The sequence below is a fragment of the Pseudomonas sp. 1 R 17 genome (assembly GCF_900067035.1).
GTDB classification, from domain to species: Bacteria; Pseudomonadota; Gammaproteobacteria; order Pseudomonadales; family Pseudomonadaceae; genus Aquipseudomonas; species Aquipseudomonas marginalis.
Map to the genome: position 1 here is coordinate 128,364 of NZ_FKLB01000038.1, position 26,985 is coordinate 155,348.

Here is a 26,985-nt window from a genome sequence, read left to right on the forward strand (position 1 = left end):
GGTCCTCGGCTTACAACGGCTTGACGGTGAACAAACCATCATCGTGGCCCTCTTCGGAGCCTCCGTAGATTTGTTCGGCCACAGTGCGGATCTGGCTGCCACGGGCTTGCAGAATCTGGTCCATGGCACCGGCAAACCAGCCGGTGAACATGTAGTCGACTTTGCGCCCGACCTTGCCGTACACATAGACGAATGCCGAGTGTTCGAGCTTGACGCTGGCGGTGCCTTTATCCAGATCGATGTCCTGGATCTTGAACAGGCCCCAGCCGCGTTGCGACAAGCGCTTCATGTAGTGTTCGAACACCGCGACGCCTTCCAGGCCGTGGCATTCGGCTTCTTTTTCACACCAGTGCCAGGCGGACTTGTAGCCGGCCTTGTAGAGGATTTCGGCATAGGCGTCGGCGCCCAGCACCTCTTCGATGCCCATGTGGTTGTTGACGAAGAAATGGCGCGGCACGTACAGCATCGGCAGGGCGTCGGACGTCCAGACACCGGTTTCGCTGTCGACTTCAATAGGCAATTGCGGGGCGATCTTGGCCATGGAAACTTAACTCCAGAAAAATTCGTTGTGATGTTGCCCGTGGGTGCTTGGCTTATTCGCCCCAAACGTCCTTCAAGACGTTGACCCAGTTCTCGCCCATGATCTTGCGCACCACACGCTCGGGATGGCCGCGCTTGAGCAGGGTCTCTGTCAGGTTGGGAAACTCGCCGACGGTGCGGATGCCCAGCGGGTTGATGATCTTGCCGAAGCTGGTCAGGCGGCGGGCGTAGCCCTTGTCATGGGTCAGCATTTCAAAGAAATCCTGGCCATGGCCCTGGGTGAAGTCGGTGCCGATACCGATGGCGTCTTCGCCGACGATATTCATGGTGTATTCGATGGCTTCGGCGTAGTCGTCGATGGTCGAATCGATGCCCTTGGCCAGGAACGGCGCGAACATGGTCACGCCGACAAAGCCGCCGTGGTCAGCGATGAACTTCAGTTCTTCATCGGACTTGTTGCGCGGGTGCTCTTTAAGGCCGGACGGCAGGCAGTGGGAGTAGCACACCGGCTTTTTCGATTCGAGGATGACTTCTTCGCTGGTCTTGGAGCCGACGTGGGACAGGTCGCACATGATGCCGACGCGGTTCATCTCGGCGACGATCTCGCGCCCGAAGCCCGACAGGCCGCCGTCGCGCTCGTAGCAACCGGTGCCGACCAGGTTCTGGGTGTTGTAGCACATCTGCACCACACCGACGCCGAGCTGCTTGAAGATCTCTACATAACCGAGCTGGTCTTCAAACGCGTGGGCGTTCTGGAAGCCGAAGATGATGCCGGTCTTGCCCTGTTCCTTGGCCTTGCGGATGTCGGCGGTGGTTTTCACCGGGATCACCAGGTCGCTGTTCTCGCGGATCAGGGTCTGGCTGGCGACGATGTTGTTGATCGTGGCCTGGAACCCTTCCCACACCGACACGGTGCAATTCGCGGCGGTGAGGCCACCTTTGCGCATGTCCTCGAACAGGTCGCGGTTCCACTTGGCAATGATCAGCCCGTCGATAACGATGCTGTCGGCGTGCAATTCGGCTGGGCTCATCAGGCGTCCCCTTATTGGCGATTCATGCGCCGAATCGTCTGCCGGCGCTTTGGGGCCAGCATATGCCCAGGGGACGACGGAGCCGGGTGCAAAAACGACAGGGGAATTGCCGAAAGCGTCAATCCACGACAAAGGCTGTTAAGAGGTGTCTGACTGGCGGCTGTTATTTGTCTTACGCTTGAGCCAGAATTCCCGCATCAACTGATATGAGACGGCGCAATGAAATCGATTTTCCTGGCTTTGGCACTCATCGCAACCGGCGTCCACGCGGCCGAAGACACCGACAGCACGCCGTGCGATGGCATCGAAAACGACAAGCAAACCCTGGAATGCGCCACTTACAACAAAACCACTGCCGAGCAATTGCTCAAGGATAATTATCAGGGTCTGCTGGAACGTATGCATTCCACCTATGGCAGCGACAAGACCAAGCTCGCCGACATTACCGCTCGTCTGAAGGATGCCCAGCAGAAGTGGGAAAAACTGCGTGACGCCGATTGCGCGGTGGACACCTTCCCGGCGGTGACCGGCACCAAGGCCTATGCGATTGCACAGAATGACTGCCTGGCGCGGATGAGTGATGAGCGGTCGGAGTTTTTGGAGTCGATTGGGCAGGAATAAGCGACAATCGCCGCCACTTTCTCTTTGAACCAAGGCCATTCATGACTATCTGCGGCATCGAAATCAAAGGCAGCGAAGCCATCATCGCCCTCGCCTCCCTGGACAACCAGACGCTGAGCCATGTCGCCCTGGCCATCAAGAAAATCGCCCTTGATGACGACGATGAAGCCGTTAACGTCAAAGCCTTCGCCGCCCAGGTGAGGGCGTTCGTGCAGGAAAACGCCATCCAGCGCATCGCCATCAAGAAACGCAGCAAGAAAGGTGAATTCGCCGGGGGCCCGACAACCTTCAAGATCGAAGGGGTGTTTCAGTTGCTGGAGGGGGTTGAGGTGACGCTGCTGTCGCCGCAGACCATCAATGCGCAGAACAAGAAGCACAACTTTGATCTGCCGGCGACGCTGAACAAGTATCAGCATGAAGCTTATAAGGCTGCCTGTTCGAGCCTGATGAAGAAGTAACGCACGTTAACTTCTGACGCAGTGTTCGACCCCGTGGCCGCCGCCTTCGTATTCAGGTCCGTAATAATATTTGACGAAGGACACTTTGCCTTCCGGCGTTGGAACAAGTTGCGCAATACCGACGCCGTAGTCTTTCAAGGCGGGATCGGTATGGGCGAAATAAACCGCCAGCGTATCTGCGGTGGCAGCGGCAAACCCGTCATAACGGGATTTATCTTCCAGGGTCAGGGTGAACGTGTAGGCACCGTACTTGCCGGTACTTTGGCTGGTGTTGATTTTCATATCGACAACACCGGTGAAGTCACCAATATGACGGTCCTTGCCAGTACACTCATAACGCCCGCTGTAATCGGTCCCGGTGAAGGGCGCCGGGGTTTTGGCTGCCCAGGCGGGAGCGGACGCGAACGCGATGACGGCAACAATTCTTTTGAGCATACGGGACCTCTTATCGATCAAGTAATGGGGATACAAGTGCGGATGCCGAGCTGATCAAGTACAAGCGTTCTTATTTATATACGGCCCAACTAGCAGCTTAATCAGCGGCCACTGGACGGTAACAGCGCACTTGCGCAAGACATAGCCAGCAACATAGAAAAAGATATTTCCCACATCGACTACCCCACACATTTCCCTGCCACGCGCCATCTGCAGTACGGCTGAGGAAATCACTGGCGTGCCTTGCGCACCTTGAGCCAATCCCCGAACGACTTGTCTTCCAGGGCATAACCACCGCGGCCCGACTTCCACACCAACTCCTTGTCGCGCAAGGCATCGATGCAGGCCTGGACGGTCTGGGTGCCCGGCACCACGTCACTGCCCATGGCTTCCAGCGCCTGGCTGACAGCCGTGAGGGTGCTGTCGGTGAAGGGCGCGAAGGGTTCGTTGTTCTGGGAACGCTCCACCATCACCTCCAGCACGGCGCGCTGCGGGATGGTCAGGGCGTTCCAGGCGCTTTCGAACTCGGTCCATACACCCGCGCGCAGCAGTTCGGCGCGACTGTGCAGCAATTGGCCCAGATTGCTCGCCTCGCCCAGCTCCAACGCGACTTCACCGATGATCGTGCGCAACATCTCGGGACGCCGACCTACCAGCTCAAACGCCTCATCAATATCAGCCGCGCTGAACTGGTTGGTCTCGGCCAGGTGCGCGTTGAGGTGCACGGTGTAGGCTTGGGTGAACTCTTTACCCAGCAGCGGAAACGGCGTGATGCTGGAACCGAAGAACGGCTGGCTTTTACCCAATACCAAATGGGCGAGTTTGTCGCGATTGGAGCCGGTAAACACCAGGCGCAAGCCGCTGCCCTCTTCGTCACGGCCCTGGTTGAGCTGATCCCGGGCAGCCTTTAGCGCGAACATCGCATTGATACCCGACTCGGTGGTCAAGGCGTGCTGCGCTTCGTCAATCACCAGCACAACGGGTTTTTCTGCAGCACTGTGGAGCAATTCCAGGGCTTGGGTCAGCGTCGCACCGACAGGCAATTGTGGCTTGGTAAAGTCCCAGGAGAGCGTCCGCAGAAAGCTCAGTTTCTCGATGCCAATATTCTTGGCCAGTTTGCGGATGCCCTTTTCATAGGGAACCAGGGCAGCCGCAATAGCACTGGCAATCAACTCCGCAGGATCTTTCTCCTTGTCAGCCCAGAGATCCACATACACCGCCAGCCAGCCCCGGAGCTGACATTCCGGAATCAGGTCTTCGCGCAGGAAAGTGCTTTTGCCGGTGCGACGGGGCGCCGCGAGAAACAGGCCAGAGGTGAAATCCTGAATACCGGCGCCCACCAGGCCATCGGCAATACTGCTTGCCAGGGCGGGGCGACGGAACACGAAGCCGCTGTGTTTGGACATGGATTTATACTCAATTATGAAAACAACTATAAATTATAGTGATGAGTATAATTCACTATAATTGCCCGTCAAACCACCTCCCGTCGCCGATCCTCCCTCGGACACTTGGCAAACCTCGCCCGATAACTCCGGGTGAAATACGACGGCGACTCGAACCCGCAGGCAATGCTCACCTCCAGCACGCTCATATCGCTCTGGCGCAGCAGCTGCCGGGCTTTTTCCAGGCGCAGGCCAAGGTAGAAGTTGCTCGGGGTATCGTTCAAATGCAGGCGAAACAGACGCTCCAACTGGCGCCGGGTAACTTTGATCGCGTCGGCCAACGCCAAGGTGCTCAGGGGCGGTTCGGTGTGCTGCTCCATCTCGCCGATCACTTGCACCAGCTTTTTGTTGTTGATGCCGTAGCGCGTGGCGATCTGCATGCGCTGGTGGTCCTTGCGCGGGCGGATGCGGCCGAGTACGAACTGTTCGGAGACCTGGATCGCCAGGTCGGCGCCGTGGGCCTGGGCGATCAGGTCGAGCATCAGGTCGATGGAGGCGGTGCCGCCGGCGCAGGTGATGCGGCGACGGTCGATTTCGAACAGTTCCTGGGTCACGCTCAGGTGCGGGTACGACTCCTTGAAGGCATCGATGGCTTCCCAGTGCAGGGTCAGGCGGTGGCCGTCGAGCAGGCCGGCTTCGGCGAGCACGCAGGCGCCGGTGTCGATGGCGCCGAGGGTCACGCCGTCATGGTCCAGGCGACGCAGCCAGTGCTCCAGCGCCGGCGTGGCGAACTGCAGCGGTTCGAAGCCCGCCACCACCAACAGCGTCGCGCCCTTTTTCAGCGGTTCCAGCGCGGCGTCGGCATTGACCGACATGCCATTGCTCGCCAGCACCGCGCCGCCATCGGCGCTCAGCACATGCCAGCGGTACAACTCGCCACGAAAGCGGTTGGCCACGCGCAAAGGTTCCAGTGCAGAAATAAAACCGATGGCCGAGAACCCCGGCATCAGCAGAAAGTAGAAATCCTGGGACATGGTGGCGCTCTCGTAGGACGGCCAGCGTGGCACTGTGATACTCCCGTTCTCGGGTGGATTCAAGGGGGCAGGTCGCTGCAGTGCAAGAGCTGGTCGCCGCCGTGCGTTTTGTCGCCTCCAAAGCTACGTAACTTGGCCTCACGGCGCACAAAGACGCCGGCCCCCACAATAACGACCTGCCGAGGGATCCACCATGAACCGACTGATTCGCCGCTGCGTGCTTGCACTCAGCGCCAGCGCCATCTTGAGCACGAACGTATGGGCTGCCGACGCGGCATCCTGCCAGAACGTGCGCATGGGCGTGGTGAACTGGACCGACGTCATCGCTACCAGCGCCATGACCCAAGTGTTGCTCGACGGCCTCGGCTACAAGACCAAACAAACCAGCGCCTCCCAGCAAATCATCTTCGCCGGTATCCGTGACCAGCGCCTGGACCTGTTCCTCGGCTACTGGAACCCGCTGATGACCCAGACCATCACGCCGTTCGTCGACGCCAAGCAAGTCAAAGTCCTCGATAAACCCAGCCTGGAAGACGCCCGCGCGACCCTCGCGGTGCCGACTTACCTGGCGGACAAAGGCCTGAAGACCTTTGCCGACATCGCCAAATTCGAGAAGGAGCTGGGCGGCAAGATCTACGGCATCGAGCCGGGCTCGGGGGCCAACACCCAGATCAAGGCGATGATCGCCAAGAACCAGTTCGGCCTGGGCAAATTCCAACTGGTGGAATCCAGCGAGGCCGGCATGCTTGCCGCCGTGGACCGTGCGGTACGCCGCAAGGAAGCCGTGGTGTTCTTCGGCTGGGCGCCGCACCCGATGAACGTCAATATCGCGATGACCTACCTCACCGGCAGCGATGACGCCCTGGGCCCGAACGAAGGCATGGCTACCGTGTGGACGGTCACCGCGCCGACCTACGCCGAACAGTGCCCCAACGTGCACAAGCTGCTGACCAACCTGACCTTCACCGCCGCCGACGAGAGCCGGATGATGCAGCCGTTGCTGGATCACAAGGACGCCCTCGAGTCCGCCAGGCAGTGGCTCAAGGATCACCCCCAGGACCAGGCGCGCTGGCTGGAAGGCGTGACCACCTTCGATGGCAAACCGGCTGCAGCCAACCTGCAACTCACCAGCAAATAACCTGACTTGAACCACCGTGTCGCAGCCGCTCCTGGCTGCGAACGGCACCGTACGCCTTGAAATCACACGCCCGTAAGGAACCGCCCCATGAACCACGACGTCATCATCACCTGCGCACTCACCGGTGCTGGCGACACGACCGCCAGAAGCCCACACGTGCCGGTCACCCCCAAGCAAATCGCCGCCGCTGCGGTGGAAGCCGCCAAGGCGGGCGCCACCGTGGTGCACTGCCATGTGCGCGACCCCGAGACCGGCAAGTTCAGCCGCGACGTTGCCCTGTATCGCGAAGTGATGGAGCGCATCCGCGAGGCTGACATCGACATCATCGTCAACCTCACCGCCGGCATGGGCGGCGACCTCGAGATCGGCGGCGGCGAGCACCCGATGGAATTCGGTCCCAATACCGACCTGGTCGGCCCGCTGACCCGCCTGGCCCATGTGGAAGAGCTGCTGCCGGAAATCTGCACCCTGGACTGCGGCACCCTGAACTTCGGTGACGGCGACACGATTTACGTCTCCACCCCGGCGCAGTTGCGTGCGGGCGCCAAGCGCATCCAGGAACTGGGCGTGAAGGCCGAGCTGGAAATCTTCGACACCGGCCACCTGTGGTTCGCCAAGCAGATGATCAAGGAAGGCCTGCTCGACAACCCGCTGTTCCAACTGTGCCTGGGCATTCCATGGGGCGCGCCGGCCGACACCACCACCATGAAGGCCATGGTCGACAACCTCCCCGCCGACGCGGTGTGGGCCGGGTTCGGGATCGGCCGCATGCAAATGCCCATGGCCGCGCAAGCGGTGCTGCTGGGCGGCAACGTACGGGTCGGCCTGGAAGACAACCTGTGGCTGGACAAGGGCGTACTCGCCACCAATGGCCAACTGGTGGAACGCGCCAGTGAAATTCTCAGCCGCCTGGGCGCACGGGTCATGACCCCGGCGGAAGGCCGCATCAAGATGGGCCTGACCAAGCGCGGCTAAAAAATGTGGGAGGGGGCTTGCTCCCTCCCACAGTTTGAGCCGGTTCCCAAAACAGAATGTGTGAATACTTCAGGATCGTCGCCATGCGCTTTATCACTGAGATCAAAACCTTCGCCGCCCTCGGCAGCGGTGTCATCGGCAGCGGCTGGGTGTCCCGTGCCCTGGCCCACGGCCTCGACGTGGTCGCCTGGGACCCCGCACCGGGTGCCGAAGCGGCGTTGCGCAAACGCGTCGCCAATGCCTGGGGCGCCCTGGAAAAACAGGGCCTGGCACCCGGCGCCGCGCAAGACCGCCTGCGCTTTGTGGCCACCATCGAAGAATGTGTGAAAGACGCCGACTTCATCCAGGAAAGCGCCCCGGAACGCCTGGAACTGAAGTTGGAATTGCACAGCAGGATCAGCGCCGCGGCCAAGCCCAATGCACTGATCGGTTCGAGTACCTCAGGGTTGTTGCCGAGTGAGTTCTACGAGGGCTCGACCCACCCGGAACGCTGTGTGGTCGGCCATCCGTTCAACCCGGTCTATCTGCTGCCGCTGGTGGAAGTGGTCGGCGGCAAGCACACCGCGCCGGAAGCGATCCAGGCCGCGATCAAGGTGTATGAATCCCTCGGCATGCGCCCGCTGCATGTGCGCAAGGAGGTCCCCGGGTTTATCGCCGACCGCTTGCTCGAAGCGCTGTGGCGCGAGGCGTTGCACCTGGTGAATGACGGCGTGGCCACCACCGGCGAGATCGACGATGCCATCCGCTTTGGCGCCGGCCTGCGCTGGTCGTTCATGGGCACATTCCTCACCTACACCCTGGCGGGTGGCGATGCGGGCATGCGCCACTTCATGGCGCAGTTCGGCCCGGCGTTGCAATTGCCGTGGACCTACCTGCCGGCTCCGGAGCTGACCGACAAGTTGATCGACGATGTGGTCGATGGCACCAGCGAACAACTGGGCAAACACAGCATTTCGGCGCTGGAACGCTATCGTGATGATTGCCTGCTGGCGGTGCTGGAAGCGGTGAAAACCACCAAAGCCAAGCACGGCATGACCTTCGCCGAATAACGGAACCCTCACCATGCCTGCACTGACCACCTACACCACCCCAGTCCTTGCCGACTGGGTGGACTACAACGGCCACCTGCGCGACGCGTTCTACCTGCTGATCTTCAGCTACGCCACCGACGCGCTGATGGACACCCTCGGCCTGGACAGTGAAAACCGCGAAGCCAGCGGCCATTCGCTGTTCACCCTGGAACTGCACCTGAACTACCTGCACGAAGTGAAACTCGGTGCCGAAGTGGAGGTGCACACGCAACTGATCGCCCACGACGCCAAGCGCCTGCACCTTTATCACAGCCTGCATTTAGTGGGCGATGAGAAAGCATTGGCCGGCAACGAACAGATGCTGCTGCACGTCGACCTGGCGGGTCCGCATTCGGCCCCATTTGCCGAGGCGACATTGGAGAAACTCATTGCGATCAGCGCTGAGCAAGCCGACCTGCCAAGGCCCGCCCTCCTCGGCCGGGTGATTGGACTGCCCCCAAAAAAATAAGGAGCCATCATGCAAACCGCCGCCGCTGTTGCCGATTTCCGTATTTACCCGAAACGCTTCGACCTCGCCGATGCACAGGTGCTGGACGATCAGGTTCGCGTGACATGGGCCGATGGCCGGGTCAGCCCGTTTCACCATCAGTGGCTGCGGGACAACTGCCCGTGCACGCAATGCGTGTACAGCGTGACCCGCGAGCAAGTGCTGGAAATTGTCGATGTGGATGAAAACCTCAGCGCCATCAGCGTGCGTATCGACCAGGGCTTCCTCAGCGTGGAATGGCACGGCGGTCATCGCAGCCAGTACGATCCCGGCTGGCTGCGGGCCCATGCCTACGACGATGAATCCCGCGCCGAACGCCGGGCGGCGAAACCAAAATCGCGGCTCTGGGACAACACCTTCGAACTGCCTATATTCGACTACGCGGCGGTCATGCAAGACCCTGCGGCGCTGCTGCAATGGCTGCTGGCCTTGCGTGACGCGGGCCTGACGCAAATGCGCGGCGTACCCACCGAACCCGGCTCCCTGGCGCGTGTTGCCCAGCGTATTTCATTTATCCGCGAGAGCAATTTCGGCGTGCTGTTCAACGTGCAATCCAAGGCCGATGCCGACAGCAATGCCTACACCGCTTTCAACCTGCCCTTGCACAGTGATTTGCCGACCCGGGAGCTGCAACCGGGGCTGCAATTCCTGCATTGCCTGGTCAACGATGCCGACGGGGGCGAAAGTATTTTTGTCGATGGGTTTGCCATCGCCAATGCCCTGCGCGAGGAAGATCCCGAAGCGTTTCGTGCCTTGTGTGAAATACCCGTGGAGTTTCGCAACAAAGACCGCCACAGCGACTATCGTCGCCTCGCGCCGATCATCGCATTGGACGCACTGGGGGATGTGGCAGAGATTCGCATGGCCAACTTTTTGCGTGGGCCGTTCGAGACGTCGGTGGCGCAGATGCCGTTGCTGTATCAGGCTTATCGACGCTTTATCGCGATGACGCGCGAGGCGCGCTTTCGGCTGGTCAAGCGCCTGAACCCGGGCGAGCTGTGGTGCTTCGATAACCGCCGCACGTTGCATGCGCGCAATGCGTTTGATCCCACTTCGGGGGCGCGGCATTTCCAGGGATGCTATATCGATCGCGACGAGTTGCTCTCAAGGATATTGGTGTTACAGCGGTAAACCGTGGTGCCCCCGATGAGCATAGGTATCTACACATCTTGAGCCGAGCCCCCTGCGTAGCAGCTGTCGAGCCTTGGCGAGGCTGCGTTGGCGGTGTGTCAGACGCGCCGCAAACGCAGCCTCGCCAAGGCTCGACAGCTGCTACGCGTTATCCTACTGAAGTTGTGTAGATACTTGTGCCCCGATGAGGCCGGCACAGGCACCGAAAAAACCCAGGCAAAAAAAGCCCCGATCCAGCCGTGACTGGATCGGGGCAGAGGTGCCTTGTGAGAGCGTTACATCCCGAGGGTGACCAAACCATCAAGCTGTGTGCCTGGGTTCAGTGTGCCGGTAAGTGCCTTCGGCAAATGGCCCGAAAACGACATGCCCATAGCCATCTGAGGCATTCGTGCATTCTGCCCTTGCCGACCGCTTGGGTGGCTACCAGAATCGAGGTCGAACCCCGCTCCCCTCACCAGGATAAACGTCATGATGCATGCGGATTTGATTGACCAGGATGACCTGCTGAGCCAACTGCGCTCGCTGGGTTTCGAAGTCTCCAGCGGCTCTACTGCCGAGCAGGCCTGCGAATGTGCCGTACGCGGTTTGAGCGAAGCACGGGCCAAGGCGCTCAAGGGTATGGTTGAGCAGATGTACACCGGCAGTGCGACGATTTTGCCGGCGGTGCGCCAGGCGATCGATAAGCAACTGTTGCCGGCGCTGATGCAGTTCAAGCAGAACTCCGGCGCCTGACAGACCGCTATCGGGGGCAAGCCCCCGATGCAGTCAACTCGGTTTAGAGCCGTACACTCGCGAAAGTCGACTCATTGCGCGCCTGGCTCAACGCCGCCATCGGTCCCGACAGCGGTGACAACACCAGCGCCTGCGGAATCGGCATCATCGCCACCTGCTGGGTGGTGTTGGAGCCTACGCGCTCATCCCGTGGCGGAATGCCGAAGTATTCGCGGTAGCACTTGGAGAAGTGCGGCGTGGAGACAAACCCGCACACCGAGGCCACTTCGATGATCGACATCGGCGTTTGCTTGAGCAACTGCCGTGCGCGAATCAGGCGCAGCTTGAGGTAATAGCGCGACGGCGAGCAGTGCAGGTATTTCTGGAACAGCCGCTCCAGCTGGCGACGCGACACGGCGACGTACACCGCCAGTTCGTCGAGGTCGATCGGCTCTTCGAGGTTGGCTTCCATCAGCGCGACGATTTCCTGCAGCTTCGGCTGGTTGGTGCCAAGCATGTGCTTGAGCGGCACACGCTGGTGATCCTGTTCGTTGCGGATGCGCTCGTACACGAACATCTCGGAGATCGCCGCCGACAGTTCACGGCCATGGTCGCGGCTGATCAGGTGCAGCATCATGTCCAACGGCGCGGTGCCGCCCGAACTGGTGAAGCGGTTGCGGTCGAGGGTGAACAAACGGGTGCTCATCGACACACGCGGGAAGGCTTCCTGCATCGACGCCAGGCATTCCCAGTGCACGCTGCAATCAAAACCGTCGAGCAGACCGGCACGGGCCAGGGCCCAGCTGCCGGTGCACACCGCGCCAAGGCGACGGGACTGGCGCGCCTGGCTTTGCAGCCACGACACATGCTCACGGGTCACGGTACGCTGGATACCCACGCCGCCGCACACAATCACAGTGTCCAGGGCCGGGGCTTTGTGCATGGAGGCATCGGGGGTGATTTGCAGACCGTCGCTGGCCCATACCTGGTTGCCGTCGACACTCAGGGTTGTCCAGCGATACAGCTCGCGGCCGGACAGCTGGTTGGCCATGCGCAGCGGTTCCACGGCCGAGGCCAGGGAAATCAGCGTGAAATTGTCCAGCAGCAAAAAGCCGATGGATTGAGGCGCACGGTTCTGGGGTTGGGCCCCGGAGTTGAACGACGTCATGGCGGTATCTCCTCACACAAAGCAGGTGATGGCCTCAGGCGAGGCTCTTGTTATTGCGCTCTTCATCCGGCAAGGCGAGAGGCTTTGAATTGGTAGAGCAAATGCCATGCCTAAATTTGAATGGCTATTCAACAAATCCTGAAAACGACCTGATGACGCGTCTAAATAAGCCCGCGCGAGGAGTACGGGATATGGCTGAAATAGACGTCGGAGCGGCCCTGCTCAAGGTGTGTGAGCAGTTCGGTATCACTTGTGGGAAGGCGCTTTCAGCGCGTAGGAAAAGTCTGTCACCGCACGCACAGGTGACGGGTGGTCGAGGGGGAAATCGTTTGGAAGCTACTTATCTGTTTGCGACGCGCTAAAAGGTGGCGCTGTGGGGTCTGTATGTTCACTTGTGGTGAGCGGGCTTGCCCCGCTCACCACAAAGGCCCCACTCATCACAACAAGCTCATCAGCACTCCACCGCGCTGACCGCCAACCCGCCCCGGGACGTCTCCTTGTACTTGTCATGCATATCCGCCCCGGTATCGCGCATAGTGCGGATCACGCGGTCCAGGGAGATAAAGTGCTGGCCATCACCGCGCAGGGCCATCTGCGCCGCGTTGATCGCCTTCACCGCGGCAATCGCATTGCGCTCGATGCACGGCACTTGCACCAGCCCGCCCACCGGGTCGCAGGTCAGGCCGAGGTTGTGCTCCAGGCCGATTTCGGCGGCGTTGCACAGTTGCTCCGGGGTTGCGCCGAGGATCTCTGCCAGCCCGGCAGCGGCCATGGCGCAGGCCGAACCCACTTCACCCTGGCAACCGACTTCGGCCCCGGAGATCGAGGCGTTCTTCTTGCACAGGATCCCCACCGCCGCTGCACTGAGCAGGTAGTCGACCACGTTGGCTTCGGTGACTTCGTCGCTGAACTTCATGAAGTAGTGCAGCACCGCCGGAATGATCCCCGCCGCACCGTTGGTGGGCGCCGTGACCATGCGTCCACCGGCGGCGTTTTCTTCGTTCACCGCCAGGGCGAACAGGTTGACCCACTCCATCGCACTCAAGGTCGAGCCGATCACATTGGGCTTATTCAACTCCTGCAGGCTGCGGTGCAACTTGGCGGCACGACGGCGCACATTGAGGCCGCCGGGCAAGATGCCTTCGTGCTTGAGGCCCTCCTCCACGCACGCCTGCATGGCGCGCCAGAGCTTCATCAGGCCACTGCGGATTTCGTCTTCGGAGCGCCAGACTTTTTCATTGGCCAGCATCAACTCGGCAACGCGCAGGTTGTGGGTCTTGCACAGCTGCAGCAACTCCACCGCGCTGGAGAAATCATAGGGCAACTCGGTGCGGTCCATGTCCGCCACACCACTCTGCGCCTGGGCTTCATCCACCACAAAACCACCGCCCACTGAGTAGTAGGTGTCGCGGTGCAGCTCGCCTTCATCGCCGTACACCAGAAGGGTCATGGCGTTGGGGTGGAACGGCAGGTTTTCGTCGAGCAGGCGCATGTCCCGGGCCCACACGAACGGCACGGGCAAACGCCCATCGAGCAGCAATGTGTCGGTTTCGCGCAGGGTGTGGATGCGCAGGCCGATCTGCGACGGATCGATCGCGTCCGGCCACTCGCCCATCAGGCCCATGATGGTGGCGGTGTCGCTGCCGTGGCCGATGCCGGTGGCGGACAGCGAACCGTACAGCTGAACTTCGACACGCCTGACTTGTTCCAACAGTTCACGTTCACGTAATCCCTGGACGAACAACGCCGCGGCGCGCATGGGGCCGACGGTGTGAGAACTGGAAGGCCCGATGCCGATCTTGAACAGGTCGAAAACACTGATAGCCATTACGGTAGAACTCCTCGATAAGCACGGCCAGGCTTGAACGAGGTGCTACGCTCAGATCGCCCAGATGGCGGCATCATCAAGCTTTTGCTGTCGCTCACGGCGTCTCACACCGACGCACCCATGCTCACCAGCGTCGCTCCCGTGCGATCGCCTGTTTCAGCCGTTTTTAGCGGTGCAGATGGGCAAAAACAGCGGTTTTACCTTGGGAAAAACCTGTAAGCGACGTCACCGACACTGGATACGACCCTCCCTGTACTGGATACGACGCCCCCTGTAGGCGTCAGATTTTCACTGGTACATGATCAGTCTCGACTCGTTTGCAAGGCACCGTGGCAGAGCTGTTGCCGCACGCTCCAACCGCAACACTTATAAAGCGCGGCGAATGCCGCCAGAAAAAACACAGGAGTCTACCCAGATGAAAGGTTCACCCTCGTTGTTGTTGGCCGCCATGCTGAGTCTGCCCGTCATGGCGCACGCCGCAGAACCGGAACAGTGCAAGACCGTCAACTTCTCCGATGTCGGCTGGACCGACATCACCGTCACGACCGCGACTACCAGCGAAATCCTCAAGGGCCTGGGCTACAAGACCAAGACCACGATGATTTCCGTTCCTGTGACCTACAAGTCCCTGGCCGACGGCAAGAACATGGACGTGTTCCTCGGCAACTGGATGCCGACCATGGAAAACGACATCAAGCAGTACCGTGATGCCGGCACCGTGGAAACCGTGCGCGCCAACCTGGAAAACGCCAAGTACACCCTGGCGGTACCCGAGGCGCTGTACAACAAGGGCCTGAAAGACTTCGCCGATATCGCCAAATTCAAGGATGAGCTGGGCGGCAAGATCTACGGCATCGAGCCGGGTAACGACGGCAACCGCACCATCCAGACGCTGATCGACAAAGACGCTTTCGGCCTCAAGACCGCCGGCTTCAAAGTGGTCGAATCCAGCGAAGCCGGGATGCTTTCCCAGGTTGAGCGCGCCACCAAGCGTGACCAGGCCATCGTGTTCCTCGGCTGGGAACCGCACCCGATGAACACCCGCTTCAAGATGAAGTACCTGACCGGGGGTGACGATTCGTTCGGCCCCAACTACGGCCAGGCCACCATCTATACCAACACCCGCAAGGGCTACACCGAGGAATGCAGCAACGTCGGTCAGTTGCTGAAGAACCTGGTGTTCACCTTGAACATGGAAAGCACCCTGATGGGTAACGTCCTGGACGACAAGATGAAACCCGATGCCGCCGCCAAGGCCTGGCTGAAAAAGAACCCGCAAGTCCTCGACACCTGGCTCGCCGGAGTCAATACCGTCGATGGCAAACCAGGCCTGGAGGCCGTCAAAGCGTATCTCGCCAAGTAATCCCGCTGACCCCGGGGCGGTGCGCTGCCCCGGGATGTTTTCCCTCTTCGCATGTGGACATTCACTACCATGCTGACTGAACAGAAAATCCCACTAGGCCAGTACATCGCTGCCTTCGTCGAATGGTTGACCCAACACGGCGCCAACTACTTCGACGCAATCGCATCGACACTGGAAACGATGATCCACGGCGTGACGTTCGCGCTGACCTGGTTCAATCCGCTGGCATTGATCGGTCTGATTGCGCTGCTGGCTCACTTTATTCAACGTAAATGGGGACTGACTGTTTTTGTCATCGTCTCTTTCCTGCTGATCCTCAACCTGGGGTACTGGCAGGAAACCATGGAGACCCTCGCGCAGGTGCTGTTCGCCACCCTGGTCTGCGTGGTCATCGGTGTGCCGCTGGGCATTGTTGCCGCGCACAAACCGCTGTTTTACACCATGATGCGGCCGGTGCTCGATCTGATGCAGACCGTGCCGACCTTCGTCTACCTCATCCCTACCCTGACCCTCTTCGGGCTGGGTGTGGTGCCCGGGCTGATTTCCACGGTGGTGTTCGCGATTGCCGCGCCGATCCGCCTGACCTACCTGGGTATCCGTGATGTACCGCAAGAGTTGATGGACGCCGGCAAGGCCTTTGGCTGCTCGCGCCGTCAGTTGCTCTCGCGCATTGAACTGCCCCACGCCATGCCGAGCATCGCTGCCGGTATTACCCAATGCATCATGCTGTCGTTGTCGATGGTGGTGATCGCGGCCCTGGTGGGCGCCGACGGCCTCGGCAAGCCGGTGGTCAACGCGCTGAACACCGCCGATATCGCCCTGGGCTTTGAAGCCGGCCTGGCGATTGTGCTGCTGGCCATCATGCTCGACCGCATCTGCAAACAACCCGACGCCAAAGTAGGGGGTGATGCATGAGCATTATCCGATTCGACAATGTCGACGTGATCTTCTCCAAAGACCCACGCGAAGCGCTCAAGCTGCTGGACCAGGGCATGAGCCGTAACGAGATCCTGAAAAAAACCGGGCAGATTGTCGGCGTTGAAAAAGCCAGCCTGGATGTGGAAAAAGGCGAGATCTGCGTGCTGATGGGCCTGTCGGGCTCCGGCAAGTCGAGCCTGCTGCGCTGCATCAACGGCCTCAACACCGTCAGCCGTGGCCAACTGTTCGTCGAGCATGAAGGTCGCCAGATCGACATCGCCTCCTGCAGCCCCGCCGAGCTGAAAATGATGCGCACCAAGCGCATCGCCATGGTGTTCCAGAAGTTCGCCCTGATGCCCTGGCTGACGGTGCGCGAGAACATCAGCTTTGGTCTGGAAATGCAGGGCCGCCCGGAAAAAGAACGGCGCAAGCTGGTGGACGAGAAACTCGAGCTGGTGGGCCTGACCCAGTGGCGCAACAAGAAGCCCGATGAGCTGTCCGGCGGCATGCAACAACGCGTCGGCCTGGCCCGCGCGTTGGCGATGGACGCCGACATCCTGCTGATGGACGAGCCCTTCTCCGCCCTCGACCCGCTGATCCGCCAGGGCCTGCAGGACGAGTTGCTGGAACTGCAAAGCAAGCTGAGCAAGACTATCGTGTTCGTCAGCCACGACCTCGACGAGGCGCTCAAGCTGGGCAGCCGCATCGCGATCATGAAAGACGGCAAGATCATCCAGTACAGCGTGCCGGAAGAGATCGTGCTGAACCCGGCGGACGACTACGTACGCACCTTCGTCGCCCACACCAACCCGCTGAACGTACTGTGCGGTCGCAGCCTGATGCGCACACTGGACAACTGCAAACGCGTCAACGGTTCGGTGTGCCTCGACCCGGGCGGCGATTCGTGGCTGGACCTGTCCGAAGGCAACACCATCCAGGGCGCCCGCCAGAATGGCATGGTGATGAACCTGCAGAACTGGGCGCCGGGGCAACCGGTGGAAGGTTTGGGCCGGGTACCGACCCTGGTGGATTCGAATATCGGCATGCGTGATGCGCTGCAGATTCGTTACCAGACGGGGAACAAGCTGGTGTTGCATGACAACAACCAGGTGGTGGGGATCCTTGGCGACAGTGAGCTCTACCACGCCCTGCTGGGCAAAAACCTGGGCTAGCCAACACCGCAAACGCCAGTGCAGAAACCGGGTCAAACATGTGGGAGGGGGCTTGCCCCCCACATTTTTTGCCCCAGTGATGTCAGTGACACCACCGGGCTTTCAACGCATCAGCTATAGACACGGCCAAGGAGCTGCCGATGGCTTTCAAACTGATCGAGCACGTCCCGGGTGATCTGTTCCTGGGCGAAGCCCATCAGGTCGTATTCCTGAGGCCCGTTGTGCAGGTACACCTCGGCCCGGTAATAGCGGGTGCGTTCTTCTTCGGGCAGGTCGCTCGGTGCCGACGAGTAAGCATCCAGGCTCACTTCATAAACGAAGGGGTTGCCCTCTTCCATCTCGATGCGCACACCGATGCAGCGCTTGGACTTGCCCAACAGCGTCTGCACTTCCAACCCTTGCTCACGCAACGCGACCGCCGCCTCTTCCAGCGCCGGCGTGACGTGCTTGTCCATAAAGCGCTGCACAGTGCCCTGGCTCGGTTGCAGGTCGAGTGCCGTCAAGCGCTCGCTGAAGCCACGACGCCCGCGTTCAGCCAGTTGCGCCTGCTCCTGTTCGATCGCCACGTCCTGGCGCATCGCCTTGTGCAAACCAAACATAAAGAAAATCAGCACCACCGAGAACGGCAGCCCCGCCAGCACCACCATGGTTTGCATGGCTTCGAAGTTGCCGGCAAACAGCAGGCCGATGGTCACCAGGGTGATCACCGCCGACCAGAAGATGCGCAGCCAGTGCGGCGCATCTTCATCCACATTGCCGCCTTTGCAGGAAAGGTTGGCCATCATCACCGCACCGGAATCCGCCGGGGTCAGGAACAGCACAAAGCCCACGAAGATCGACACGCCGATGACGATTTTCGACGCCGGGTAATGCTCCAGCAGTTGGTAGATGGCCATGGACGGTTGTTCCAGCGCCGTCTTGCCCAACTCCACCGCACCATGGTTCAACACCAGGTCCAGCGCCGAGTTACCGAAGATCGACAGCCACGCCAGGGTAAAGCCCAGGGGAATCAGCAACACGCCGGCCACCAGTTCACGCACCGTGCGGCCACGGGAAATCCGCGCGATGAACATGCCCACGAACGGTGCCCAGGAAATCCACCAGGCCCAGTAGAACAGGGTCCACAGGCCCATCCAGCGTTCGGTCTTGTCACCGTCGCCTTCGTACACATAGAGGTCGAAGGTTTTCAGCACAATGCCGTTGAGGTAGTCGCCGGTGTTCTGCACCAGGCCGTTGAGCAGGTGCAGGGTCGGGCCGAACAGCAGCACGAAGATCAGCAAGCCGCTGAACAGCACGATATTGAGGTTGGACAGGCGGCGGATGCCGTTCTCCACGCCCGACACGGCGGCGATGGTCGCCACGGTGCTCATCACGATGATCACGATCAGCAGGTTGGTGTTGCTGTGCGCCATGCCGAACAGGTTTTCCAGGCCGGACGACACCTGCATCGAACCGATGCCCAGGTTGGTCACCAGGCCCAACAGGGTTACGAACATGCCGAAACCATCCACCGCGTGACCGGCCGCGCCCTTCACCCAACGCTCACCCACCAGCGGGTACAGCGCCGAACGCAAGGCCAGCGGCTGGTTATGCCGGTAGGCGAAGTACGCCACCGCCAGGCCGACCAGCGCATAGATCGCCCAGCCATGCAGGCCCCAGTGCAGGAAGGTCAACTGCAACGCCTGGCGTGCCGCGCCATTGCTGGCAGCGGCGCCTTCGGGCGGGTTGAAGTAGTGATCCAGCGGCTCGGAGGCACCGAAGTACAGCAACGAGATACCGATGCCCGACGAGAACAGCATGCCGGCCCAGGCGCCGTAGCTGAAGTCCGGGGTGTCGTCCTTGCTGCCCAGTTTCAACTTGCCATAGGACGAAAACGCCAGGCCGACCACAAACACCAGGTAAGCGGCGATGACCACCATGTAGTACCAGCCGAAGCTTTTGGAAAGCCAGGCCTGGGCTACGCCGAGCATGCGCCCGGCCTCCTGCGGGGCGATGATCAGAATGGCGGTCAACAACAGAATCAGCGCGGTGGAGGTGTAGAACACCCAACCGTTGACCCGGACCTTTTCCGGCGGGGTCTTTATAAGAGAGGCAGAACTCATGGCGCAGATGCTCCAGGCAGTGCGAGAGAGAAACACAAGGCAACGGTTATCCCGGCCTATCGATTTTTCGGCAGTCGACGGACGGGTGTTATAAAGACACCCCGAAAATCCTTGAGCCCCACCAGGCAGTGGGCAGGCCTTGATACCGCCTGTTTCAAAGGTTTTTGCAGGTGCCGGATGTCGCGGCCTTCACGTAGGAAATACCTGTAGGCAGCGACCATTTGTCGCAGAGCTTATTCTTTGTTGATTGAACGTTCAATCAAAACAAAATAGACTGGCCTTCAAGTCGACGAACGTTCATCGCCCGTCGGCAGGCCTAAGGAGAGGTGCTACATGCCCAAGGTCGGTATGCAACCCATACGCCGCCAACAGTTGATCGAAGCCACATTGACGGCCATCGACCAGGTCGGAATGGGAGATGCCAGCATCGCGCTGATCGCCCGTTTGGCCGGGGTCTCGAACGGCATCATCAGTCACTACTTTCAGGACAAGAACGGCCTGATCGCCGCGACGATGCGCTACCTGATGAACGTGCTGATCGAGAACGTCCACGAACGCAGGCTTGCGCTGAAGGACGACAGCCCACGGGCGCACCTTCGGGTGATCATCGAGGGCAACTTCGACGCCAGCCAGGTCAATGGCCCGGCAATGAAAACCTGGCTGGCCTTCTGGGCCACCAGCATGCATCACCCGTCATTGCACAGGTTGCAGCGGATCAACGATCAACGTCTGTATTCCAACCTGTGCTGCCAGTTCCGCCGAGTGCTGCCGCTGCCGCACGCACGCAAAGCAGCCAGAGGCCTGGCGGCCCTGATCGACGGTTTGTGGTTGCGCGGTGCCCTGTCGGGAGACGCTTTCGACACGGCGCAGGCGCAACGGATCGCTTACGAATACATGGATTTCCAATTGGCCAAGCAGGTGAGTTAGAGCCCTTATAAACGCTCAACCCCTGAACGTCCGCCGCCCAGTGTTGCCACACCCTCATGGCCCACTTTGCGGCGGGTAACGCCAACCACTTATGCACTTGCGAGGACTTTATGGCCCGTTTCGACCTGCAAAAACTCTACATTGACGGCGGCTACAGCGACGCTGGCAGCGATGCCACCTTCGACGCCATCAACCCGGCTAACGGTGAAGTTCTCGCCCAAGTGCAACGCGCAACGTTCGACGACGTTGAACGTGCCGTGGTCAGCGCGGAAAAAGGCCAGAAAATCTGGGCCGCCATGACCGCCATGGAGCGTTCGCGCATCCTGCGTCGTGCCGTCGACATCCTGCGCGAGCGCAACGACGAACTGGCCGCCCTGGAAACCCTGGACACCGGTAAAGCCTTCTCCGAAACCCAGTACGTCGACATCGTCACCGGCGCCGACGTGCTGGAATACTACGCAGGCCTGGTACCGGCCATCGAAGGCGAGCAGATCCCTCTGCGCGACACCTCGTTCGTCTACACCCGCCGCGAGCCCCTGGGCGTGGTCGCCGGTATCGGCGCCTGGAACTACCCGATCCAGATCGCCCTGTGGAAATCCGCACCGGCCCTGGCCGCCGGTAACGCGATGATCTTCAAGCCAAGCGAAGTCACCTCGCTGACCACCCTGAAACTGGCCGAGATCTACACCGAAGCCGGCGTTCCAGCAGGCGTGTTCAACGTCTTGACCGGCAGCGGCCGTGAAGTCGGCACCTGGCTGACCGAGCACCCGCGCATCGAGAAAGTCTCGTTCACCGGCGGCACCGACACCGGCAAGAAAGTCATGGCCAGCGCTTCGAGCTCGTCGCTCAAGGAAGTGACCATGGAACTGGGCGGCAAGTCGCCGCTGATTGTGTTCGAAGACGCCGACCTGGATCGTGCGGCCGACATCGCGATGATGGCCAACTTCTACAGCTCCGGCCAGGTCTGCACCAACGGCACCCGCGTGTTCGTGCCCAAGCACCTGCAAGAGGCATTCGAAGCCAAGATCGTTGAGCGTGTTGCGCGCATCCGCGTTGGCGACCCCCAGGACGCCAACACCAATTTCGGTCCGCTGGTCAGCTTCGCCCACATGGAAAGCGTGCTGGGCTACATCGCCAAAGGCAAGGAAGAAGGCGCCCGCGTGCTGTGCGGCGGCGACCGCCTGACCGACGGCGACCTGGCCAAAGGCGCCTTTGTGGCCCCGACCGTGTTCACCGACTGCACCGACGAGATGACCATCGTCCGTGAAGAAATCTTCGGCCCGGTGATGAGCATCCTCACCTACGAAACCGAAGAAGAAGTGATCCGCCGCGCCAACGACACCGACTTCGGCCTGGCTGCGGGCCTTGTGACCAAGGACCTGAACCGCGCCCACCGCGTGATTCACCAGCTGGAAGCGGGCATCTGCTGGATCAACGCCTGGGGCGAATCCGACGCGAAAATGCCGGTGGGTGGCTACAAGCAATCCGGTGTGGGCCGTGAAAACGGCATCAGCTCGCTGAACAACTTCACCCGCATCAAATCGGTACAGGTTGAGCTGGGCGACTACGCCTCGGTGTTCTAAGCAACCCCACTCAACTCAGCGCGTATCGATCCCAAGGTCCGCCGTAGCAGCTGACGAGCGCAAGCGAGGCTGCGTAGCGATCTTGGGGTCTGCTACGCAGCCCAACGCAGCCTCGTTCCTCGGCAGCTGCTACGGGCGGCCAAACTTTTAAGAGGGTGCATTTATGTCCCAAGAATACGACTACATCATTGTGGGTGCCGGCTCCGCCGGTAACACCCTGGCGACCCGCCTGACCGAAGACGAAGGCGTCACCGTCCTGCTGCTGGAAGCCGGCGGCCCCGACTACCGCCTCGATTTCCGCACCCAGATGCCCGCCGCCCTGGCCTTCCCGCTGCAAGGCCGCCGCTACAACTGGGCGTACGAGACCGATCCGGAGCCACACATGGACGGCCGCCGGATGGAATGCGGACGCGGCAAGGGCCTGGGTGGCTCTTCGCTGATCAACGGCATGTGCTACATCCGTGGCAACGCCATGGACTACGACAACTGGTCGAAGCTGCCGGGCCTGGAAGACTGGAGCTACCTCGACTGCCTGCCGTATTTCCGCAAGGCCGAAACCCGCGACATCGGCCCCAACGACTGGCACGGCGGCGATGGCCCGGTCAGCGTGACCACACCTAAAGCCGGCAACAACCCGCTGTTCCACGCCATGGTTGAAGCGGGCGTGCAGGCCGGTTACCCGCGCACCGAGGACTTGAACGGCTACCAGCAGGAAGGCTTCGGCCCGATGGACCGCACCGTCACGCCTAACGGCCGTCGCGCCAGCACCGCGCGCGGTTACCTGGACACGGCCAAGAAGCGTTCGACTCTGACCATCGTCACCCACGCCCTCACCGACAAGGTGTTGTTCGAAGGCAAGCGTGCCGTTGGCGTGCGTTACCTGATCGGTGCCGCCGAAGAGCGCGTTGAAGCCCGTGCGCGTAAAGAAGTGCTGGTGTGCAGCGGCGCAATCGCTTCGCCGCAACTGCTGCAACGCTCCGGCGTCGGCCCGGCCAAGCTGCTGGAAAGCCTCGACATCCCGGTGGTCCACGACCTGCCTGGCGTCGGCGAAAACCTGCAGGACCACCTTGAGCTGTACCTGCAATATGCGTGCACCCAGCCGGTGTCGCTGTACCCGTCGCTGCTCTGGTACAACCAGCCGGCCATCGGTGCCGAGTGGCTGTTCAACGGCACCGGCATCGGCGCCAGCAACCAGTTCGAAGCGGGCGGTTTCATCCGTACCCGTGAAGAATTCGAATGGCCGAACATCCAGTACCACTTCCTGCCGGTCGCGATTAACTACAACGGCAGCAACGGTGTGAAAGAGCACGGTTTCCAGGCGCACATGGGCTCCATGCGCTCGCCGAGCCGTGGTCGCGTGCAACTGAAGTCGAAGAACCCACGGGACTACCCGAGCATCCTCTTCAACTACATGGCCACCGAGCAGGACTGGCAGGAATTCCGCGACGGCATCCGCCTGACCCGCGAAATCATGCAGCAGCCGGCACTGGACCCGTACCGTGGCCGCGAAATCAGCCCGGGTATCGAGGTGCAAACCGATGAGCAGTTGGACAAGTTCATCCGCGAGCACGCCGAAACCGCGTTCCACCCGTCCTGCTCATGCAAGATGGGCGACGACGAGATGGCCGTGGTCGATGGCGAAGGCCGCGTGCATGGCATGCAGGGCCTGCGCGTAGTCGATGCGTCGATCATGCCGATCATCACCACCGGCAACCTGAACGCGCCGACGATCATGATCGCCGAGAAAATCGCCGACAAGATCCGTGGCCGCCAGCCGCTGCCGCGCAGCACTGCCGACTACTACGTGGCCGGCGACGCGCCGGTGCGTGGCAAGCCGTTGCGTGAAGTGGGGCCATTGGCGCAATAACGCTAAACCCGGTGGTGAGCGGGCTTGCCCCGCGCTGGAGTGCGCAGCGCTCCCAATATTTTTGGGGCCGCTGCGCAGCCAATGCGGGGCAAGCCCGCTCGCCACAGGGGCACTTGCCACAAAGAATCACCTCTCCTTGATCGCTCCCCAGCCCAGGCCTACTCTGTGTGCCTGCCCGCGCTGAGCCGCCCACAAGGAAGGCCCCATGTTCGACCACCACGCCACACTCAAGCAGCACTTCAGTGCCCTGCGCACCACCGCCGAATTTTTCTCCCTGCGTTACGTGCGCGAGTCCGGCCAGTACCTGTCGGTGCGCAAGAACGTCGCCGAACCGCCGCACCTGAACCACGACGAAGGCGCCATGCTCACCGTGCGTTTGAACGGTGTGGAAACCTACGCCGCGACCCACGATATTTCCCTGCCTGGCCTGCAAGCCGCCCTCGAGCGCGCCGAACAGCAAGCCCGCCTGATAAAACCTCACGCCCTGCTCGACCTGCGCGACCAACGGGTGTCCAGCGACGTCGCCGACTACCTGTCGCCGCACCTCGAGCACGCCTTCCCGTCCTTGAGCGACTGCTACCAACTGCTCGGCGATGAGTCCTCTGCAGTGCCCCAGGACGAGCGCCTGGTGAACTGGGAAGTCAGCCTCGGCCTGACCCACGTCGAGCAGATCTACCTCAACAGTGCCGGCGCCGAACTGCGCCAGGCCCAGCGGTTTGTGTTCCCCGGCGTCAACGTCACCGCCTACGACGGCAACGACAGCCAGTCGCGCACCCTCGGCGGCAGCAACTTCGGCCAGCAAGGCGGGTTTGACGTGATCAGCCGCTTCGGCCTGGTGGGCGCCGCGCCGCGCATTGCCGACGAAGCCCTGCAACTGCTGCTGGCGCCAAACACGCCCCAGGGCCCGCGCGACCTGCTGCTGATGCCCGACCAGATGATCCTGCAGATCCACGAGTCCATCGGCCACCCACTGGAACTCGACCGCATCCTCGGCGACGAGCGCAATTACGCTGGCACCAGTTTTGTGAAGGCCAGCGACTTCGGCCAGCTGCAATACGGTTCCAAGCTGTTGAACGTGACGTTCGACCCGGACATTCCCGAGCAACTGGCCAGCTACGGCCATGACGACGACGGCACCGCCGCCAGCAAGCAATTCCTGATCCGCGAAGGGCTGCTGCTCAAGCCCCTGGGTGGGGCGTTGTCGCAGTTCCGCTCGGGCATGGGCGGCGTGGCCAACAGCCGCGCCAGCAGCTGGAACCGCGCGCCGATCGACCGCATGGCCAACCTGAATATCGAAGCCGGCGATAAGAACCTGGCGCAACTGATTGGCGGCATCGAAAGCGGCATCCTGATGTCGACCAACCGTTCGTGGTCCATCGACGATGCACGCAACAAGTTCCAGTTCGGCTGCGAGTGGGGCCAGTTGATTGAAAACGGCGAGCTCAAGGGCGTGGTAAAGAACCCCAACTACCGGGCGATTTCCGCGCAGTTCTGGCGCAACCTCAGCGCCGTGGGCGACGCCAGCACCTTCAAGGTGCTGGGCACGCCGAACTGCGGCAAGGGCGAGCCCAACCAGGTGATCCGCGTCGGCCATGCGTCGCCGGCCTGTGTGTTCAGCAACGTTGACGTATTTGGAGGAGATGCCTGATGAACACCTTCAAGGCATTGGTGCAGTGGCTCAAGCAGGCCATCACCGACAAGGAACAATTCCACCTGGGCTACGCGGCAGAATCGTCCGAGTTCGTGCGCTTCAACCACGCCAAGGTGCGTCAGGCCGGGCACGTGCAGCAGGCCAGCCTCAACCTCAAGCTGATCAGCGATGGCCGCCATGCCGACCTCGGCATCACCCTGGCCGGCGAGCCCGAGCTGGATCGCCAGCGCCTCGCCGACGGCCTGCGCCAATTGCGCGAAACCCTGCCGCTGCTGCCCCATGACCCGTACCTGCTGCTCAACCACAACGCCTGGCAAAGCCACAACGAACAGGCCCGCCCCCTGCCCGACCTGGCCCAGGTACTGGAAGAAATCAGCCAGGCCGCCGATGGCCTCGACCTGGTCGGCTTCTATGCCGCCGGCCCGATCAGCCGGGGCTTCGCCAGTTCGGACGGTGCGTTTGGCTGGCATCAGGCCAATAGCTTCAACTTCGATTTCAGCCTGTTCCACGCCAATGGCGAGGCGGTAAAAGCCAGCTACGCCGGCGACGCCTGGGACAGCGCCGAGTTCGCCCGGCGCTTCCAACTGGCGCGTGAACAGCTGGAATTCCTCGGCCGCCCGCTGCACCCGTTGGCGCCCGGACAATACCGCGCCTACCTCGCGCCGGCGGCGCTGGAAGAAATCATCAGCATCATCACCTGGGGTGGTTTTTCCGCCCAGGCCATCGCCAGCAAAGGCAGCTCGTTGCAACGGCTGTATGCCGGCGAGCAGTCCTTGAGCCCGCTGGTGACGGTGAAAGAACACATCACCGACTCCCTGAGCCAGGCGTTCTCCAGCGAAGGCTACCCGCGCAGTGACGTCACGCTGATCAATGCCGGCCAGGCCGACGGCCAACTGGTGAACTCGCGCAGCGCCGCCGAATATGGCCTCAGCGCCAACGGCGCCAGCGGCGACGAATCCCCCAGCGCCTTGCAGATCGCGGCAGGCAACCTGGCCCAGGCCGAGATCCTCAAGCAACTGGGCACCGGGCTCTACATCAGCAACCTGTGGTACCTGAACTACTCCGACCTGCCCGCCGCACGCCTGACCGGCATGACGCGCTTCGCCACGTTCTGGGTGGAAGACGGCGAGATCAAGGCGCCGGTCAGCACCATGCGTTTTGATGACAGCGTCTACCAGTTGCTCGGTTCGCAACTGGAAGCGCTGACCGTCGAGCGGGAACTGCTGCTGTCGGCCAGCACTTATAGCCAGCGCAATACCGCGTCCAACCTGTTGCCGGGTGCCCTGGTTAAACGCCTGACCCTGACCCTGTAGATACCCCCCCTGTGGGAGCGGGCTTGCCCTCTCCCACCTTGTCCTGTGCTGATTTC

24 protein-coding genes are annotated in these 26,985 nt (G+C 61.3%); 16 read left to right on the forward strand and 8 right to left on the reverse strand.

All coding sequences use genetic code 11. The annotated features are described in order from the left end of the window. Window positions 1–10: 10 nt before the first annotated feature. A complete protein-coding gene (locus BFP99_RS14115) occupies window positions 11–541 on the reverse strand; it encodes a DUF5943 domain-containing protein (RefSeq protein WP_065947492.1) in 531 nt (176 codons plus the stop codon). A 52-nt stretch (window positions 542–593) separates the two neighbouring features. Further along, window positions 594–1,571 carry a dipeptidase gene (locus BFP99_RS14120; protein ID WP_010207105.1) on the reverse strand — a complete coding sequence of 326 codons (978 nt, stop codon included), beginning with the start codon at window positions 1,569–1,571 and terminating at the stop codon, window positions 594–596. A gap of 219 nt (window positions 1,572–1,790) precedes the next feature. Between BFP99_RS14120 and BFP99_RS14125 the strand changes: the two genes are divergently transcribed. Together BFP99_RS14125 and BFP99_RS14130 are read left to right on the forward strand one after the other, a co-directional pair. After that, on the forward strand, window positions 1,791–2,192 hold the full coding sequence (locus tag BFP99_RS14125) for a lysozyme inhibitor LprI family protein (RefSeq protein WP_027606004.1): 402 nt from the start codon (window positions 1,791–1,793) through the stop codon (window positions 2,190–2,192). A gap of 41 nt (window positions 2,193–2,233) precedes the next feature. Then, window positions 2,234–2,650 (forward strand): DUF3010 family protein, encoded by a 417-nt coding sequence (locus tag BFP99_RS14130; protein WP_065947493.1) that lies wholly within the window; start codon window positions 2,234–2,236, stop codon window positions 2,648–2,650. A 6-nt stretch (window positions 2,651–2,656) separates the two neighbouring features. On the opposite strand, the gene BFP99_RS14135 is transcribed toward BFP99_RS14130, so the two are convergent. The 3 genes from BFP99_RS14135 to BFP99_RS14145 form a co-directional block, all read right to left on the reverse strand. After that, on the reverse strand, window positions 2,657–3,085 hold the full coding sequence (locus tag BFP99_RS14135) for a hypothetical protein (RefSeq protein WP_065925461.1): 429 nt from the start codon (window positions 3,083–3,085) through the stop codon (window positions 2,657–2,659). A 230-nt stretch (window positions 3,086–3,315) separates the two neighbouring features. Continuing rightward, window positions 3,316–4,491, reverse strand: a complete 1,176-nt coding sequence (locus BFP99_RS14140; RefSeq protein ID WP_065947494.1) for an AAA family ATPase — start codon at window positions 4,489–4,491, stop codon at window positions 3,316–3,318. 68 nt (window positions 4,492–4,559) lie between these two features. Continuing rightward, window positions 4,560–5,504: a GlxA family transcriptional regulator gene (locus BFP99_RS14145; protein WP_027606007.1), complete on the reverse strand. Its 945-nt coding sequence runs from the start codon at window positions 5,502–5,504 to the stop codon at window positions 4,560–4,562. A 193-nt stretch (window positions 5,505–5,697) separates the two neighbouring features. Between BFP99_RS14145 and BFP99_RS14150 the strand changes: the two genes are divergently transcribed. The 6 genes from BFP99_RS14150 (at window position 5,698) to BFP99_RS14180 (ending at window position 11,058) form a co-directional block, all read left to right on the forward strand. Beyond that, window positions 5,698–6,642: a choline ABC transporter substrate-binding protein gene (locus BFP99_RS14150; RefSeq protein ID WP_065947495.1), complete on the forward strand. Its 945-nt coding sequence runs from the start codon at window positions 5,698–5,700 to the stop codon at window positions 6,640–6,642. 87 nt (window positions 6,643–6,729) lie between these two features. After that, a complete protein-coding gene (locus tag BFP99_RS14155) occupies window positions 6,730–7,617 on the forward strand; it encodes a 3-keto-5-aminohexanoate cleavage protein (protein WP_065925463.1) in 888 nt (295 codons plus the stop codon). An 83-nt stretch (window positions 7,618–7,700) separates the two neighbouring features. Next, window positions 7,701–8,666, forward strand: coding sequence for an L-carnitine dehydrogenase (locus BFP99_RS14160; protein WP_065947496.1), 966 nt, complete (start codon window positions 7,701–7,703; stop codon window positions 8,664–8,666). A gap of 13 nt (window positions 8,667–8,679) precedes the next feature. Continuing rightward, window positions 8,680–9,156: a thioesterase family protein gene (locus BFP99_RS14165; protein WP_065925465.1), complete on the forward strand. Its 477-nt coding sequence runs from the start codon at window positions 8,680–8,682 to the stop codon at window positions 9,154–9,156. A 9-nt stretch (window positions 9,157–9,165) separates the two neighbouring features. Then, the gene (locus BFP99_RS14170; protein ID WP_065947497.1) at window positions 9,166–10,326 is read left to right on the forward strand and encodes a gamma-butyrobetaine dioxygenase; all 1,161 of its coding nucleotides are present in this window, start codon (window positions 9,166–9,168) and stop codon (window positions 10,324–10,326) included. Between the two features lie 468 nt (window positions 10,327–10,794). Then, the gene (locus BFP99_RS14180) at window positions 10,795–11,058 is read left to right on the forward strand and encodes a hypothetical protein (RefSeq protein WP_065925467.1); all 264 of its coding nucleotides are present in this window, start codon (window positions 10,795–10,797) and stop codon (window positions 11,056–11,058) included. Window positions 11,059–11,101: 43 nt separating this feature from the next. Here BFP99_RS14180 and BFP99_RS14185 read toward each other — a convergent pair whose 3' ends face one another. Continuing rightward, a complete protein-coding gene (locus tag BFP99_RS14185) occupies window positions 11,102–12,205 on the reverse strand; it encodes a choline metabolism transcriptional regulator GbdR (RefSeq protein ID WP_065947499.1) in 1,104 nt (367 codons plus the stop codon). Between the two features lie 451 nt (window positions 12,206–12,656). Further along, window positions 12,657–14,033, reverse strand: coding sequence for an L-serine ammonia-lyase (locus BFP99_RS14190; RefSeq protein WP_065947500.1), 1,377 nt, complete (start codon window positions 14,031–14,033; stop codon window positions 12,657–12,659). Window positions 14,034–14,448: 415 nt separating this feature from the next. Between BFP99_RS14190 and BFP99_RS14195 the strand changes: the two genes are divergently transcribed. From BFP99_RS14195 to choV, 3 genes are all read left to right on the forward strand, one after another. Beyond that, complete coding sequence (locus tag BFP99_RS14195; RefSeq protein WP_027606017.1) at window positions 14,449–15,396, forward strand: choline ABC transporter substrate-binding protein; 948 nt, start codon at window positions 14,449–14,451, stop codon at window positions 15,394–15,396. A 69-nt stretch (window positions 15,397–15,465) separates the two neighbouring features. Next, complete coding sequence (gene choW / locus BFP99_RS14200) at window positions 15,466–16,311, forward strand: choline ABC transporter permease subunit (protein WP_065925470.1); 846 nt, start codon at window positions 15,466–15,468, stop codon at window positions 16,309–16,311. Further along, window positions 16,308–17,486: a choline ABC transporter ATP-binding protein gene (gene choV, locus BFP99_RS14205; protein ID WP_065925471.1), complete on the forward strand. Its 1,179-nt coding sequence runs from the start codon at window positions 16,308–16,310 to the stop codon at window positions 17,484–17,486. The genes choW and choV overlap by 4 nt, the downstream gene beginning before the upstream one ends. A gap of 110 nt (window positions 17,487–17,596) precedes the next feature. Here the strand turns inward: choV and BFP99_RS14210 are convergent, their stop codons facing one another. After that, entirely contained in the window at window positions 17,597–19,531 is a 1,935-nt protein-coding gene (locus tag BFP99_RS14210; protein WP_242001078.1) for a BCCT family transporter, read from the reverse strand. Between the two features lie 390 nt (window positions 19,532–19,921). On the opposite strand from BFP99_RS14210, the gene betI reads away from it, so the two are divergent. From betI to BFP99_RS14235, 5 genes are all read left to right on the forward strand, one after another. After that, the gene (gene betI / locus BFP99_RS14215) at window positions 19,922–20,515 is read left to right on the forward strand and encodes a transcriptional regulator BetI (protein WP_053128113.1); all 594 of its coding nucleotides are present in this window, start codon (window positions 19,922–19,924) and stop codon (window positions 20,513–20,515) included. 110 nt (window positions 20,516–20,625) lie between these two features. Then, window positions 20,626–22,098 carry a betaine-aldehyde dehydrogenase gene (betB, locus tag BFP99_RS14220; protein WP_065925473.1) on the forward strand — a complete coding sequence of 491 codons (1,473 nt, stop codon included), beginning with the start codon at window positions 20,626–20,628 and terminating at the stop codon, window positions 22,096–22,098. Window positions 22,099–22,261: 163 nt separating this feature from the next. Beyond that, window positions 22,262–23,965 carry a choline dehydrogenase gene (gene betA, locus BFP99_RS14225; protein ID WP_065925474.1) on the forward strand — a complete coding sequence of 568 codons (1,704 nt, stop codon included), beginning with the start codon at window positions 22,262–22,264 and terminating at the stop codon, window positions 23,963–23,965. A gap of 205 nt (window positions 23,966–24,170) precedes the next feature. Continuing rightward, on the forward strand, window positions 24,171–25,613 hold the full coding sequence (locus BFP99_RS14230; RefSeq protein ID WP_065947501.1) for a TldD/PmbA family protein: 1,443 nt from the start codon (window positions 24,171–24,173) through the stop codon (window positions 25,611–25,613). Next, window positions 25,613–26,929, forward strand: coding sequence for a TldD/PmbA family protein (locus BFP99_RS14235; protein ID WP_065947502.1), 1,317 nt, complete (start codon window positions 25,613–25,615; stop codon window positions 26,927–26,929). The genes BFP99_RS14230 and BFP99_RS14235 overlap by 1 nt, the downstream gene beginning before the upstream one ends. Window positions 26,930–26,985 lie beyond the last annotated feature (56 nt).

Excerpts from the sequence above, each read along its gene's own strand:
- BFP99_RS14115 (WP_065947492.1), bottom strand. The coding sequence starts at position 541 with ATGGCCAAGATCGCCCCGCAATTGCCTATTGAAGTCGACAGCGAAACC.
- BFP99_RS14120 (WP_010207105.1), bottom strand. The coding sequence starts at position 1,571 with ATGAGCCCAGCCGAATTGCACGCCGACAGCATCGTTATCGACGGGCTG.
- BFP99_RS14125 (WP_027606004.1), top strand. The coding sequence starts at position 1,791 with ATGAAATCGATTTTCCTGGCTTTGGCACTCATCGCAACCGGCGTCCAC.
- BFP99_RS14130 (WP_065947493.1), top strand. The coding sequence starts at position 2,234 with ATGACTATCTGCGGCATCGAAATCAAAGGCAGCGAAGCCATCATCGCC.
- BFP99_RS14135 (WP_065925461.1), bottom strand. The coding sequence starts at position 3,085 with ATGCTCAAAAGAATTGTTGCCGTCATCGCGTTCGCGTCCGCTCCCGCC.
- BFP99_RS14140 (WP_065947494.1), bottom strand. The coding sequence starts at position 4,491 with ATGTCCAAACACAGCGGCTTCGTGTTCCGTCGCCCCGCCCTGGCAAGC.
- BFP99_RS14145 (WP_027606007.1), bottom strand. The coding sequence starts at position 5,504 with ATGTCCCAGGATTTCTACTTTCTGCTGATGCCGGGGTTCTCGGCCATC.
- BFP99_RS14150 (WP_065947495.1), top strand. The coding sequence starts at position 5,698 with ATGAACCGACTGATTCGCCGCTGCGTGCTTGCACTCAGCGCCAGCGCC.
- BFP99_RS14155 (WP_065925463.1), top strand. The coding sequence starts at position 6,730 with ATGAACCACGACGTCATCATCACCTGCGCACTCACCGGTGCTGGCGAC.
- BFP99_RS14160 (WP_065947496.1), top strand. The coding sequence starts at position 7,701 with ATGCGCTTTATCACTGAGATCAAAACCTTCGCCGCCCTCGGCAGCGGT.
- BFP99_RS14165 (WP_065925465.1), top strand. The coding sequence starts at position 8,680 with ATGCCTGCACTGACCACCTACACCACCCCAGTCCTTGCCGACTGGGTG.
- BFP99_RS14170 (WP_065947497.1), top strand. The coding sequence starts at position 9,166 with ATGCAAACCGCCGCCGCTGTTGCCGATTTCCGTATTTACCCGAAACGC.
- BFP99_RS14180 (WP_065925467.1), top strand. The coding sequence starts at position 10,795 with ATGATGCATGCGGATTTGATTGACCAGGATGACCTGCTGAGCCAACTG.
- BFP99_RS14185 (WP_065947499.1), bottom strand. The coding sequence starts at position 12,205 with ATGACGTCGTTCAACTCCGGGGCCCAACCCCAGAACCGTGCGCCTCAA.
- BFP99_RS14190 (WP_065947500.1), bottom strand. The coding sequence starts at position 14,033 with ATGGCTATCAGTGTTTTCGACCTGTTCAAGATCGGCATCGGGCCTTCC.
- BFP99_RS14195 (WP_027606017.1), top strand. The coding sequence starts at position 14,449 with ATGAAAGGTTCACCCTCGTTGTTGTTGGCCGCCATGCTGAGTCTGCCC.
- choW (WP_065925470.1), top strand. The coding sequence starts at position 15,466 with ATGCTGACTGAACAGAAAATCCCACTAGGCCAGTACATCGCTGCCTTC.
- choV (WP_065925471.1), top strand. The coding sequence starts at position 16,308 with ATGAGCATTATCCGATTCGACAATGTCGACGTGATCTTCTCCAAAGAC.
- betI (WP_053128113.1), top strand. The coding sequence starts at position 19,922 with ATGCCCAAGGTCGGTATGCAACCCATACGCCGCCAACAGTTGATCGAA.
- betB (WP_065925473.1), top strand. The coding sequence starts at position 20,626 with ATGGCCCGTTTCGACCTGCAAAAACTCTACATTGACGGCGGCTACAGC.
- betA (WP_065925474.1), top strand. The coding sequence starts at position 22,262 with ATGTCCCAAGAATACGACTACATCATTGTGGGTGCCGGCTCCGCCGGT.
- BFP99_RS14230 (WP_065947501.1), top strand. The coding sequence starts at position 24,171 with ATGTTCGACCACCACGCCACACTCAAGCAGCACTTCAGTGCCCTGCGC.
- BFP99_RS14235 (WP_065947502.1), top strand. The coding sequence starts at position 25,613 with ATGAACACCTTCAAGGCATTGGTGCAGTGGCTCAAGCAGGCCATCACC.